Source organism: Sphingomonas sorbitolis, from assembly GCF_036663875.1.
Classification (GTDB): Bacteria; Pseudomonadota; Alphaproteobacteria; order Sphingomonadales; family Sphingomonadaceae; genus Sphingomonas.
Genome location: NZ_JAXOJS010000002.1, coordinates 42,779 through 56,648 on the forward strand (window position 1 = coordinate 42,779; position 13,870 = coordinate 56,648).

The following is a 13,870-nucleotide window of genomic DNA, read 5'->3' on the forward strand; positions in this document are numbered from 1 at the left end:
CTCCGCTTTATACAGATTCGGTTGGACAGGTTTATACTATGCTCCGCTGTTCATCGCCGTATCAAGCCTTTTCTGTTGGCAGATCGCAAATACCTGTCCTACAGATCGGGTCTACTCGACAGGTGAACACGCCGTCGGATCGCAGGGAAGGATGCCGATGTCGCCACCATGCACGCGTCTCGTACGACCCAGGGATATTCGCCGATGATCGGCGGCGACCTGAGGCTGATCATTGCCGCGCTATCGGGAATCCTGCTGGCAGTGGTGATGATCGTCCGCGGACGACTCCATCCCTTTATCGGCCTGTTGTGCGGCGCCTTCACGGTTGGTTTGCTGGCGGGGCTGCCGCTGCCGGACGTCGCCAAGGCGGTCCAGAAGGGCGTTGGCGACATCATCGGCGGCACCGGTCTGGTCGTCGCCCTGGGGCTGTCATTGGGGGCGATGCTGCATCTGTCGGGCGCCGCCGCGTCGCTTGCCAAGGGCGCGCTGAACCTGACCGGCACCCGCGCTGCGCCATGGGCGACGCTCGGCATCGCGATCGTCATCGGACTGCCGCTGTTCTTCGAGACCGGGCTGGTCCTGCTGCTGCCGATCGTCGTTGCGGCTGCGGAGGAAATGTCCGCGATGACCGCGGGAACCAGCGATGCCGCACGCGATCAGGCCAAGCTGCGGCTGATCATGCCTGCGCTGGCGGGTCTCGGCGTGGTGCATGCGCTGGTGCCACCGCATCCCGGCCCGCTGCTTGCGGTCGAGGCGCTCGGCGCGAACCTCGGGCTGACGATGCTCTACGGAATCCTCATCGCGATCCCGACGGCGATCGTCGCCGGGCCGCTGCTGGCCAAATTCACCACCCGCGGCGTGCGGCTGGCAACGCCGGTGCTGCGCGACACCGGACTGGCGATCGCCACGCCCTCGCGGCTGCTGTCGCTGGTGATCGTGCTGTTGCCGGTCGTGCTGATCGCAACCGGCGAACTCGGCCAGATGATCCCGACGCTGAAGGGCGCGCCCGGCCTGATCGCGGCGAGCAATCCAGTCGTCGCGCTGCTCCTGACGAACCTGCTCGCGCTGCCGTTGCTGTTCGGGCGGCGGCTGCGCGAGGCGGCGATCCAGGATGCGGTGTGGCACGAGACGATGGGTGCGGCGGGCGCGATCCTGCTGGCGATCGGTGCCGGCGGTGCGCTGAAACAGGTGCTGGTGACCGCCGGCCTGTCCGATCTGCTGGCGCGGACGGTGATGATGTACGCGATCTCGCCGTTGCTGCTCGGCTGGCTGGTGGCGGTCGCGATCCGGCTCGCCGCGGGTTCGGCGACGGTGGCGACGATCACCGCGGTCGGCATCATGCCCGGCGTCGTCGCCAGCTCGGGGGTATCGCCCGAACTGGTCGTGCTGGCGATCGGCGCAGGGTCGGTATTCTTCAGCCACGTCAACGATCCGGGCTTCTGGCTGGTCAAGAGCTATGTCGGGACCAGTACCGCGGATACGTTCCGCACCTGGTCGCTGCTCGAGACCGCGATCTCGGTGGTCGGCCTCGCGCTGGTGATGGCGCTGAGCTATGTCGTCTGACGATGCCGGGATCAGGGTATATGCCACTGCAGGAAATGCGGTCGTGACCGAATTACGGCTCGCGGATCGCGCCTATACGGCGATCGTCCGGATCATCACCGACGACAAGCTTGCGGTCGGCGATCGGCTGCCCTCCGAAGCACAGCTTGCGGCGACCTTCGGGATGTCACGGACGATCGTCCGCGAGGCGCTGGCCCGGCTGGCGTCGGACGGAATCACCCAAGCGCGGCGCGGTGCGGGGTCGTACGTCAAGCGCCGCCCTTCCGAACGGCTCGGCACGCACATGCCGATGGATGCGCTGGCGACGACGCTCGGCACCTACGAAGTGCGGTTCGTGCTGGAGGCGGAGGCCGCGCGGCTCGCGGCATCGCGCCGATCGCATCATCAGCTCGAGGCGATCGAACGGGCGCTGGAGGCGTTGCGCAGCGCGTTGCTGTCGAACGCGCCCGCGCATGACGAGGACTGGGTGCTCCACCGCGCGATCGTCGAGGCGACCGCCAACGCCGCGTTCCTGCTGGTGTTCGACCATCTCCACGAGGAGGTGATGCGGATCCTGCGTGCCGGCGTCGATATCTCCCGCTCGCGCCCGCCCGAGGTCATCGGAGCGATGATGGACGAGCATGACGCGATCGTCGAGGCGATCCGCGCGGAAGATGCGGACGGCGCCGCGCTCGCGATGCGCTGGCATTTGTCACAGGGGCGCAAGCGGCTGATGCCGTGATGCGGTACCTGTCGGTTCGTTCGGTGCGCAGGTCAGCCGCGCCGTTGCTCCTGCAGGGGCGTCGTGATCCCTAGCCAGGCCAGCACCTCTGTCGCCAGCGCATCCGGCGTCCGGCTCGCATCGAGGATCAGCGCGTTTTCATCCGCTGCCGGCCGCTCGAGCGTAGCAAGTTGGCTGTCTAGCAGGCTTGCCGGCATATAATGTCCAGACCGCGCGGCAAGCCGACGCGCGATCTCCGCGGGCATCGTATCGAGCAGTACGAACGACAGCGGTACGGCAGAGGTCGCGGACAGACGCTCCCGGTAACTGCGTTTCAGGGCGGAACAGGCGGCCACCGCGAGGCCACCCTGCTCGGTCCGAGCCCCCAGCGCCGCGTCGCCGAGCGCAGCCCCGAGGCGGTCGAGCCACGGCCAGCGGTCGGCATCGTCGAGCGGATGCCCCGACTGCATCTTGGCGATGCTTGCCGGCGTGTGAAACATATCGCCTTCGAGCAGCGGACAGTGAAGCCTCTCCGCCAAAGACGCCGCCAGCGTCGATTTACCGCTGCCGCTGACGCCCATGACGACAATGCCCCTGCCAAGAATGGCCCTGCCAAGGCTGTCATGCGGATTTCCGGAAGTATCTCGCTCTGCTTGCACCACGCGCCCTCGTCGACTGTCCCGCTACGACGCTATCGGACGGCGCAACGGGCTTGGCCATTACGACCTTTGTCGCAGTCGTCCTAGCCGACGCGACCGCCTATCGGGCATGATGTGCCGAAACTTCACGCGCACGCCGAAAGGGACCGATGATGACGGCCAGACCTGCGATCATGCCCTTTCCGCCGCTCATGGCCCTGCCGCGTGTGGCAGCGGCGCTGCTGCTCGCGAGCGTTTCCACAGGCGCCCTCGCCGCGCCGTCGCGATCGGTCTACGCGACCGCCCCTAGCGATCCGCGCGCGATCACCGTCGTCGCCCGCGGCGACGGAGTCACCGACGACGGCCCGGCGATCCAGCGCGCGATCGATGCCGCCGCGGCCACGACCAAGGGCAGCGGTGCCGGCGGCCTCGTCTTCCTTCCCGCCGGGCGTTACCGGATCACCCGCACCCTGTACCTGCGTCCCGGCGTCCGCCTGTTCGGGGTCGGTAAGACGCGTCCGGTGCTCGTGCTGGCCAGCGCGACGCCCGGTTTCCAGCGTGGCGTGGGCAGCATGGTCATGTTCACCGGCAACTTGCCGCCACCGCCGGGCGCGCGCGCTGCGCCACCCGTGGCGGTCCCGCCACCGACCAGCGTTCCGTTCGCGCCCGATATCGCAGATGCGAATTCGGGCACCTTCTATTCGGCGCTGTCCAATATCGACTTCATGATCGGCGACGGCAATCCCGCTGCCACCGCGGTCCGCGCGCATGCGGCACAGCATGCGTTTCTGAGCCATATCGATTTTCACCTCGGTTCGGCGCTCGCGGGGATCTACCAGGTCGGCAATCTCGGCCAGGACCTGCGCTTTTATGGCGGGCGGTACGGGATCCTGACCGAAAAGACCTCCCCCGCCTGGCAGTACACGCTGCTCGACTCGGTCTTCGATGGCCAGCGCGACGCCGGTATCCGCGAACACGAAGCGGGGCTCACTCTGGTCAACACGCTGTTCCGCAACACGCCCGTCGGGGTGGAGATCGACCGCGGCTATGGCGACTGGCTGTGGGGCAAGGGCGTCCGGTTCGATGGCGTGACCAAGGCCGGGATCATCATCAGCAACGAAGGCAGCGCCTATACGCAGATCGGTTTCGACAACGCCGTGGCCAACGCGACACCGGTGTTCGCGCAGTTTCGCGACAGCGGTCGGACATTGGCAGGCCCGACGGCGCGATACCGAGTCGGCGAATTCACCGCCGGACTGACCCTGCCCGCGCTGGGTACCACGGGCAACTTTGCGACACGGTTCGATCCGAAGCCGCTGTCCTCGCCTGCGCCGTCGCGCAAACCAGCGATCCGTGCATTGCCGCCGCTCTCGGCCTGGACGAGCGTCAAGGATCTCGGTGCCCGCGGTGACGATGCCAGCGACGATACCGCGGCGCTCCAGCGCGCGATCGATACGCACCGCGTGCTGTATTTCCCCGCCGGCTTCTACCGCGTCACCGATACGCTGAAGCTGCGCGCCGATACTGTCCTGATCGGCCTCCATCCCAGCCTGACGCAGATCGTGCTCGCGGAGGACAGCCCCGCCTATCGCGGCGTCGGTAGCGCCCGTGCCTTGATCGAAAGCGCGAAAGGCGGCGCGGCGATCGTTTCCGGACTCGGGCTGTCGACCGGTGGCCGCAATCCGCGCGCGACCGCCTTGCTATGGCGCGCCGGCGAACAGTCGCTGGTCGACGACGTCAAGTTCGGCGGCGGGCATGGCAGCTTTCGCGCCGACGGCACTCGCTTCGATCCCTACAACGCAACGCATACCGCCGACCTCAATCCGGCCAAGCGCTGGGACGGGCAATATGCGAGCCTGTGGGTGACGGATGGCGGCGGCGGCACGTTCAATGGCGTGTGGACGCCGAACACCTACGCGCAGGCCGGGCTCCACGTCTCGAACACGAGCACGCCGGGCTATGTATACCAGATGTCGGCCGAGCATCACCGGCGGGCGGAGATCGTCCTCGACGGCGTCCGCAACTGGCAGTTCCTCGCCCCGCAGACCGAGGAGGAAGCCGGCGAAAGCCGCGCCGCGGTCGCGCTGGAGGTGCGCAATTCGCGCGACATCCTGTTTGCCAACCTCCATGCCTACCGCGTGACGCGGTCGCTCGAACCGGCACCCGCGGCGGTGACTCTGTACGGATCGACCGACATTCGTTTCCGCAATGTCCATGTGAATGCCGAGAGCGGCTTCTCGACGTGCGACGCGAACGGCTGCGGGACCTATCTGCGTGCGAGCAAATATCCGTACGAGAATGCGATCGTCGACATCACGCAGGGTCGCGTGATGCGCGAACGCGAGTTTGCCGTGCTCGACGTCACGACCGCACCAATCCCCGCCGCCGCGCCGCCCTTGGCAGACGTCCGCAAGGTTGCGGACGGCTTCTACTCGCTGGGCGGCGGCGCGGTCGATGCGAAGGGCAAGCTGTACTTCGTCGATCGCCAGTTCCACCGGATTCATGGCTGGTCCGAGACGGAGGGTTTGTCGATCGTCGCGGATGCGCCGCTCGATCCCGTCAATCTCGCAGTGGACCGATCAGGGGGCTTGCTGGTGCTGTCCTCGGCGGGCCCGGCCGCGACGGTATACGGCCTCCGACCCGAGGCTCCGCAGGCGATCAAGGTCATCACGCCGACACCGGTCGGGACCCACGCCAACGCGCGGGTCGTGCTGCCCGGGAGCGTATGGAACAATGGCGAGTTCCGCGATCAATATGACGCGACGCACGATCACTTCACGACCCTGGCGGAGATGTTTGCGCGCGATGTCGGGGTCGCCAAGCCGCTCGAATACGTATCGGCCGATGGCAGCCTCGCCCTGCCCGCCTACCGGGTCTGGCAACAGGGACCGGCCGATCATCTCGGCTGGCGCTTTTCCGATACGCTCGACACCTACGGGCTCGTCACCGGACGCGTCGGCGAACGTCTGTACCTGGTCAACGGATCGGAGGATCGAACCTATAGCGGGCTGCTTGGGAGCGGTGGCGCGATCACCGACCTGAAACCGTTCGCCTCGCGTGGCGGCGAAAGCGTCGCGGCAGGGCCGGACGGGCGCGTCTACGTCGCCAATGGTCAGGTCTTCGTCTACGCGGCGGACGGCCGCGAGCAGGGACGGATCGACGTGCCCGACCGCCCGCTGCAATTGCTGTTCGGCGGCGAGGACGGCCGCACGCTGTTCATCCTGACGCATCACGCGCTCTATACCGCCCGCCCCTGAGCCCCGCCGTTCCCTCGCGACCCTGTGCTCCGTCGATAGGGCGCGGATTGCGACCTTGGTCGTAGATGCCGCGCCGGTCACGATGCGGTAGACCCCGGTAGACACGATGGACTGACAAGCCGGATCACCGGCACGTACCGTGGGCACAGGGGATGGATCGATGACAATGGCGACGCGCGACCGACTGTCGTTTGGACGATTTGATGGTATCGCTACCAGCCTGGTCGCGCTGGCGACCGTGCTGGCCTGTACGCCTGTATCCGCCCAGACCGTCGCACCGCCGCCTGCCCCGGCCAGCGATCAGGCCGAGCCGACACCCGATCCGGTTGCGCCGCAAGCCTCCCCCGCCAGCCTCGCCGGTGACGCGCAGGCCCCCGCCTCGGTTAGCGACATCGTCGTCACCGGTACGCGCATCACGTCGAGCGGCTTCAACGCGCCGACGCCGACGACGGTGATCGGCGAGGAGCAGATCCTCAAGAACGCGCAACCCAACATCTTCACGACGGTGGCGCAATTGCCCTCGCTGCAGGGCTCGACCGGTGCCACCACGGGCACCTTCAGCACGTCGAGCGGATCGCAGGGGTTGAGCTCGTTCTCGTTGCGCGGCCTCGGCACGATCCGCACGCTGACGCTGCTCGACGGCCAGCGCGTCGTCGGCGCCAACGTCACCGGCGTGCCGGATATCAGCCAGTTCCCGCAATTGCTGATCAAGCGCGTCGACATCGTCACTGGCGGCGCCTCGGCATCCTATGGTTCGGACGCGGTCGGCGGCGTGATCAACTTCATCACCGACACCAAGTTCACCGGGTTCAAGGCCAACGTCCAGACCGGCGTGACCACGTACGGCGATGACGGCCAGGTGCTGTTCCAGGCCGCGGTCGGCAAGAGCTTCGCGAACGACAAGCTCCACGTCATCCTGAGCGGGGAATATTCGAAGGAGCAGGGCGTCGGCCCCGGCAATTTCGGCGAGGACCTCGCCGGCAGCCGCGACTGGTACCGCGCGACGACCTTGGTCGACACCGGCATCCGCAACAACGGCTCGCCGCAGCTTCTCTACCGCGACAATGGGCAGGCCTATCAATATACCAAATACGGGCTGATCAGCGCCGGGCCGCTGCAAGGCACCGCGTTCGACGTCAACGGCCAGCCGTTCGCGTTCAATTACGGCTCGAACGGCGTGCCGGCGAAGAACGCGGCGGGCAACGTCACCGGCTGTTATGTCGGCTTCTGCGTCGGCGGCGACCAGTCGGGGCATGTCGGATCGGGCACGTCGCTGCAATCCGCGATCCAGCGCCTCAACGGCTATACGCGCATCAGCTACGACGTTGCGCCCGACATGGAGGTCTACATGACCGCCAACGTCGCGCAGGTGAAGACGCACAACCAGCCCAATCCTGGCGCATCCAAGACCGGGCTGACCATCCAGTGCGCCAACCCGTATCTGCCCGCGTCGATCTCGGCAGCCTGTGCGGCGAACGGCATCACCAATTTCCAGTACGGCCTCAGCAACGCGATCCTGCCGAACATCCAGGTCAACACCGATCGTCGTCAGTATCGCTTCGTCGGGGGCTTGAAGGGCAAGTCCGATCTGCTGGGTACCAGCTGGACCTATGACGCATCGTACGAGCACGGCATCAACATCACCGACATCAACGTCGACAATGTCAGCCTGACCGGACGCTACAACCAGGCGATCAACGCGACGCGGATCAACGGCCAGATCGTTTGCGCCGATGCGGCCGCGCGCGCCGCCGGATGTCAGCCGATCAACATCTTCGGCGGCACCACGCCGTCGGCGGCGGCGCTGGCGTACATCACGCCGGCCGCGGGACCGTTCCAGCATACCAAGCAGACCCAGGATGCCGCCGCGGGCAGCATCTCGGGCGAGCCGATCACCTTGTGGGCAGGTCCGCTCGCGCTGGCGGCAGGTATCGAATGGCGTCGTGAGTTCTACCGCGTCAACGCCGATCCGTACGGCGCGGGCGTTTCCGACGTCAGTCCGAATTCGACGCTGTATCCGTCCGATCCGAACCTCAATTCGACGATCGGCAGCAATTGGTACGCGGGCAATTACAAGAACGGGACGGGCAAATACACGGTTCTCGAGAGCTTCCTCGAGATGAACCTGCCGATCCTAGATTCCAAGACGCTGGGCCGGGCGAACGTCAACGCCGCGGGACGCGCCACGCGCTATTCGACCTCGGGCGTGGTCTACGCCTGGAAGGTAGGCGGCACGTGGGAGACGCCGCTCGACGGCTTCCGCCTGCGCGCGGTGACGTCGCGTGACGTTCGCGCCCCGAACCTGTCGGAGCTGTTCGCCGCGCCGACCACGACGACCGTTCCCAACTTCACCGATCCGTTCCGCAACACGCAGGTGCTGATCATCCAGAACACGATCGGCAATTCGGCGCTCCGTCCCGAGATCGCGCGCAGCACCGAGGCGGGCATCGTCCTGTCGCGGCCGACATGGTTGCCGGGGCTCAGCCTGTCGTTCGACTATTACACGATCAAGCTGAAGGACGTCGTCTCCAGCCTGACCGCGGCGCAGATCGTCAATCTCTGCTTCCAGGGCAATACGGACACCTGCAGCGCGTTCAATCTTCAGAACACCGCCGGACCGAACTTCGTCAACGTGCAGTCTTTCAACCTGGCGTCGATCAAGACCAACGGCTTCGATATCGAGGGCAGCTATCAATGGCGCAAACCGCTCGGGATCGACGGCAATTTCACGGTCCGGGCGCTTGCCACCCACGTCATGAAGTACGTGACCGATCCGGGCCTGCCCGGTACCATTCCCGTGGATACGGCGGGTGCCAATTCGGGTGCGACCCCCGACTGGAAATGGCTCGCAACCGAAAGTTACGACAATGATCAGTTCAGTCTCACGCTGCAGCAGCGCTGGTTCAGCGATGGCGTAATCGGCCATCAATATGTCGTCTGCCAGCCCGGCAACTGCCCGGTATCGACCGCGAACAACCCGACGATCGACTATAACCGCATGAAGGGCGCGTTATACTTCGACGTCGGCGGCGCGCTCAACGTCACCAAACAGGTCAGCATGTTCTTCAAGGTCGACAATCTGTTCGATCACGATCCCGAACCGTCGCCACAGACCAATACGGGGCTCGACGTGAACCCGGCATTGTACGACACATTGGGCCGGTTCTACCGGATCGGCGTGCGCGCGCGGTTCTGACGGGTCCGGATCGCCTATCCTTCCAAACGCCGGGACGCTCTATTCATGGATTTTGCACGACGCGATATCATCCTGTCCGCCGCCGCACTGGCGCTGAGTTCGGCGGCGTGCGGCGCAGGGCGGCCCGACCGCAAGCTCGGCTATGCGATCGTCGGGCTCGGCTCGTACGGGCTCGACGTCATCATACCCCAGTTCGCCAATTGCACGCACAGCCGGCTGGCCGCCGTGGTCAGCGGCGATCCCGTCAAGGCGAAGCGGGTCGCCGCCGAGCACGGCCTGCCCGCCAGCGCGGTCTATTCCTACGCCAATTTCGACTCGATCCGAAACAATCCGGATGTCGACATCGTCTATGTCTGCCTGCCCAATGCGCTGCACGCCGAGTACACGATCCGCGCGGCGAAGGCGGGCAAGCACGTGATGTGCGAAAAGCCGATGGCGGTCTCGGTCGCGGAATGCGAGGCGATGATCGCCGCGTGCAAGACCGCGAACCGCAAGCTGATGATCGGCTATCGCTGCCATTTCGAGGCCTATAACCTCGAGGCGATGCGCTTGGCGCATACCGGTGCGGCGGGGAAAATCCGTTATGTCCGGTCCGAGCACGGCTTCGTCCAGCGCGATCCGTCGAAATGGCGGCTGAAACGCGCGCTGTCGGGCGGCGGGTCGCTGATGGACATGGGCATCTACAGCCTCCAGGCGGCGCGCTACATGACCGGCGAGGAACCGATCGCGGTGACCGCGCGCGAATCCACCGACCGCCGCGATCCCCGCTTTACCGAGGTCGAGGACATGATCGACTGGACGCTGGAATTCCCCTCGGGCGCGATTGCCGGGTGCCAGTCGATGTACAGCGCCAACCAGAACCACATCCTATTGATGGGCGACGCCGGCCGGATCGAGCTCGAGCCGGCGACGCGCTATGACGGCAACCAGATGTGGGTTGGCAAGGACGGCCGCGAGCGTGCGGTCACACCGCCGCCCGGCCCCGGCAAGACGCAGTTCGCGGGGCAACTCGACCACCTCGTCGACTGCGTCCGCACCGGGCGCGAACCAATCGTGTCGGGCGAAGAGGGCCTGCGCGACATGCGCATCGTCGAGGCGATCTACCGTTCCGCGCGCGAAGGGCGGACCATCCGCCTGGACGGTCGCGCATGATCGCGCGTCTGGTGTCCGTTGCCCTCGCCCTCGTGTCGGTTGCTGCAACGGCGCAGACCACGGATCCCACTGCCTTCGCATCAGGCGCCGACGTGATCTCGCAGGTCGCGGCGATGGCGAAAGCCATGAAACCCGGACAGGGCTTTGCGTGGCAGCCCTTGGTACGCGACGGCGAAACGGTGGCCGCGCTCGAATATTGGAAGACCCCGGGACGCCCTGCCGTGCATCCCGACCAGGCCGAATACGCGATCGTCATCGCCGGCGCCGGAACGCTGATATCGGGCGGCACGCTAGAGGCGGCGAAACCCGTCAAGCCCGACCTCACCGAAGGCGACCGCATCGTCGGCGGCACAACGCGGACGTTAAAGCCGGGCGACGTCATGCTGATCCCGGCGGGCGTACCGCACTGGTTCGGCATCACCGGCGGCCGCCTCGTACTGCTCGGCACGAAGCTGACTGCGAGACGGTGAGGGACCTTCTAATCCTCCCCCGCCAGGGGGAGGTGGCAGGCGCAGCCTGACGGAGGGGGAGGTAAGGCATGTCTTCGGTTGCGTCGGCCTCCCCCTCCGCCGCTTCGCGCCACCTCCCGCTGGTGGAGGGGGATTCGGAGGGTCTGACTCACCCCCACCAACCGCGGCCCAGCGGCACGCGAAGGACGCGGTCGTTCGCAGTCAGGTACAGCGCCCTCCCCCGCTCGCCGAACGCGCAGTTCGCGATCAACGCCCTGGTCGAGATCAGCCCCAACGGTTCGGCCTCGGGCGTCAGGATCATCATCCCGCCCGGCACCGAGCACAGCAGCGTGCCATCGCGCGCTACCTTCATGCCATCAGGCAGACCTGCGCCACCGCGCGCCTGCATCGGTTTCGCATCGAGCCAGACCCGCGCGTTGCCAGGCCGCCCCGCGGAATCCAGGTCATAGACCATGATCCGTGGCGCGGTTTCGTCCGATACCGACACGTAGAGCCGCCGCTCGTCGGGTGACAGCGCGATCCCGTTGGGGCGCGTCAGGCCACCGTCGAGCAGTTCGACGCCGCCGCCGCGCGTCCAGCGATAGACGCCGTTGACCGTCATCTCCTTGTCCGGCGAGGCGTCGCCGTCGACCAGTCCATAAGGCGGATCGGTGAAGTAGATCGCACCGTCGCGCGCGACGTGCAGGTCGTTCGGGCTGTTGAAGCGCTTGCCGCGATACCGGTCGATCAGCACCTCGCGACGGCGCGTGACCAGATCGACGCGGTCGATCGAGCGGCCGCCGCTGTTCGCGATCAGAAGCTTGCCCGCCCGATCGAGCGCAAGACCATTGGCGCCCGGCTCTCGGACTCGTCTGGGATCGGTTCCACCGGCGCCGGACGGATCGAGGAACGGCGTCGCACGACCGCCCTTGCGCCAGCGCCGGACGATATTGGCCGCGGGGTCAGAGAACAACAGGTACGATCCCGAGTCTTGGCCGGCCTCGACCCACAACGGCCCCTCTGCCCAGCGGATCCCTGTAGCGATCGTCTCGATGACCGCGTTCGGCGCGATCATGCGGTCGAGTGCCGGCGACAGACGGACGATTCGCGGGACGACGGCATGCGCCTCCGCAGCGTTAGCCGTCGCGGCGCGCGCGGAGCCGAGCAGCGCCAGTCCACCGATCATGACGCTGCGTCGATCCAGCGCGACGCCGTTACGCACTTCGGACGACGAACGACTCTGTCCGGTTGGTTCCCACGTCATGCCGTCATCCTCCGCGTTGCACTTGGTAGCGCTATCGCCCAAGATGCGACGATAAAAGCGAGAGGATCACTGTGTCGATACCGAAATGGGGATACGCCACGGCGTTTGGGGTAAGCGTCGTTCTCGCCAGCCCGGTCTTGGCGGCCACCGCGCGTACGATCGCGGTCGACGTACAGGCACCGACGACGCCGCGCGACCGCATGGCCGAGCTTTCCATCGGCGCCGATTTTCCCGGCACGCTGCAACGCGAGGACAGTCTGGCGCAGCTCGGACTCGTCCAGAAAGACCTGCGCTTCCGCTACATCCGTTTCCACAACGTCTTTGCGGACCAATTGGGCGTGTACCGCGAGGTGAACGGCAAGCCGGTCTATGATTGGCGCAAGCTTGATCGGCTCTACGACCGGTTGCTCGGCATGGGGCTCAAGCCGTTCGTCGAACTCGGCTTTACCCCCGATGCGATGAAGACGTCCGACCAGACGATCTTCTACTGGAAGGGCAACACCTCGCATCCGCAGCCCGAGAAATGGACCGCGCTGGTCGATGCGTTCACGCGTCACATGATCGACCGCTATGGCGCCAAGGAAGTCCGCAGCTGGTATTTCGAATTCTGGAACGAACCCAATCTCGCCGGCTTCTGGGAAGGCGCCGATCAAGCCGCGTATTTCGACTATTACAAACGCACCGTGCGCGCGATCAAGGCGATCGACCCGGCGCTGCGCGTCGGCGGACCGGCGACCGCAGGCGCTGGCTGGGTGCCCGAATTTCTCGCTTATGCGAAAGCCAATGCGCTCCCGGTCGATTTCGTCAGCACGCATACCTACGGCGTCGAGGGCGGCTTTCTCGACGAGAAGGGCGAAGGCGACAACAAGCTGTCGCGCGATCCCGATGCCGTCGTGAAGGACGTCCGCGCGGTGCGCGCGCAGATCGATGCCGCCGGCCGCCCCGGACTGCCGCTGTTCTTCACTGAATGGAGCACCAGCTACAATCCGCGCGATCCGATCCATGACGACTATCTCGGCGCGGCCTATGTGCTCTCCAAGCTGCGGCGCACCGAGGGGCTGGCGCAGGGCATGAGCTACTGGACGTTCAGCGACCTGTTCGAGGAACCCGGGCCGCAGGCCAAGCCGTTCGAGGGCGGCTTCGGGCTGATGACGCCGCAGGGTGTGCGCAAAGCGACGTGGTTCGCCTATAAATACCTCGCCGAGCTGGGCGACCGTGAAGTGCCGACCGGCGACGCCCAGAGCATCGCCGCGATCAAGGGCCGGACGATCCAGCTGCTCGCATGGCGCGACGTCCTGCCCGACCAGCCCGTGAGCAATCGCCCGTTCTTCACCAAGGTCCGCGTTCCCGCCGCCGCGGCGCCGCTCGATATCAAGCTCGGCGGCCTGAAGCCCGGATCGTACCGCGTCACGGTACGCCGCACCGGCTTTCGCCAGAACGATGCCCATACCGCGTATCTCGAAATGGGCAGGCCCGCGGCGCTGACCGGGGCGCAGCTTGCGCAGTTGCAGGCAGCGACGCGGGATTTGCCGACCACCAGCACGCTTCGGGTCCGCGCCGATGGCAAGGCGACGATCGACCTGCCGATGCGCGATCACGATGTCGTGATGATCGAGCTGACACCGGCCTGAACCGAGTACGGCCCAGCCGG

General features: G+C 66.3%; 9 protein-coding genes. 7 read left to right on the forward strand and 2 right to left on the reverse strand.

Translation table 11 applies throughout. The features are described from left to right. The first annotated feature begins 204 nt into the window (after positions 1–204). Positions 205–1,563, forward strand: coding sequence for a GntP family permease (locus tag U1763_RS05455; protein WP_443026898.1), 1,359 nt, complete (start codon positions 205–207; stop codon positions 1,561–1,563). 43 nt (positions 1,564–1,606) lie between these two features. Next, positions 1,607–2,284 (forward strand): FadR/GntR family transcriptional regulator, encoded by a 678-nt coding sequence (locus U1763_RS05460; RefSeq protein WP_132741607.1) that lies wholly within the window; start codon positions 1,607–1,609, stop codon positions 2,282–2,284. A gap of 32 nt (positions 2,285–2,316) precedes the next feature. On the opposite strand, the gene U1763_RS05465 is transcribed toward U1763_RS05460, so the two are convergent. After that, positions 2,317–2,844, reverse strand: a complete 528-nt coding sequence (locus U1763_RS05465) for a gluconokinase (protein ID WP_132741605.1) — start codon at positions 2,842–2,844, stop codon at positions 2,317–2,319. A 269-nt stretch (positions 2,845–3,113) separates the two neighbouring features. Between U1763_RS05465 and U1763_RS05470 the strand changes: the two genes are divergently transcribed. From U1763_RS05470 to U1763_RS05485, 4 genes are all read left to right on the forward strand, one after another. Beyond that, positions 3,114–6,158: a glycosyl hydrolase family 28-related protein gene (locus tag U1763_RS05470; RefSeq protein ID WP_443026899.1), complete on the forward strand. Its 3,045-nt coding sequence runs from the start codon at positions 3,114–3,116 to the stop codon at positions 6,156–6,158. 166 nt (positions 6,159–6,324) lie between these two features. Beyond that, the gene (locus tag U1763_RS05475) at positions 6,325–9,354 is read left to right on the forward strand and encodes a TonB-dependent receptor domain-containing protein (RefSeq protein WP_443026900.1); all 3,030 of its coding nucleotides are present in this window, start codon (positions 6,325–6,327) and stop codon (positions 9,352–9,354) included. A 45-nt stretch (positions 9,355–9,399) separates the two neighbouring features. Then, complete coding sequence (locus U1763_RS05480; RefSeq protein ID WP_332754454.1) at positions 9,400–10,506, forward strand: Gfo/Idh/MocA family protein; 1,107 nt, start codon at positions 9,400–9,402, stop codon at positions 10,504–10,506. Then, entirely contained in the window at positions 10,503–10,976 is a 474-nt protein-coding gene (locus U1763_RS05485) for a cupin domain-containing protein (protein ID WP_332754455.1), read from the forward strand. Before U1763_RS05480 ends, U1763_RS05485 begins: the two co-directional genes overlap by 4 nt. A 148-nt stretch (positions 10,977–11,124) precedes the next feature. Here the strand turns inward: U1763_RS05485 and U1763_RS05490 are convergent, their stop codons facing one another. After that, a complete protein-coding gene (locus U1763_RS05490) occupies positions 11,125–12,219 on the reverse strand; it encodes an SMP-30/gluconolactonase/LRE family protein (protein ID WP_332754456.1) in 1,095 nt (364 codons plus the stop codon). Positions 12,220–12,290: 71 nt separating this feature from the next. Here U1763_RS05490 and U1763_RS05495 point away from each other — a divergent pair, with 71 nt between their 5' ends. Next, positions 12,291–13,850: a GH39 family glycosyl hydrolase gene (locus tag U1763_RS05495; RefSeq protein ID WP_332754457.1), complete on the forward strand. Its 1,560-nt coding sequence runs from the start codon at positions 12,291–12,293 to the stop codon at positions 13,848–13,850. Positions 13,851–13,870 lie beyond the last annotated feature (20 nt).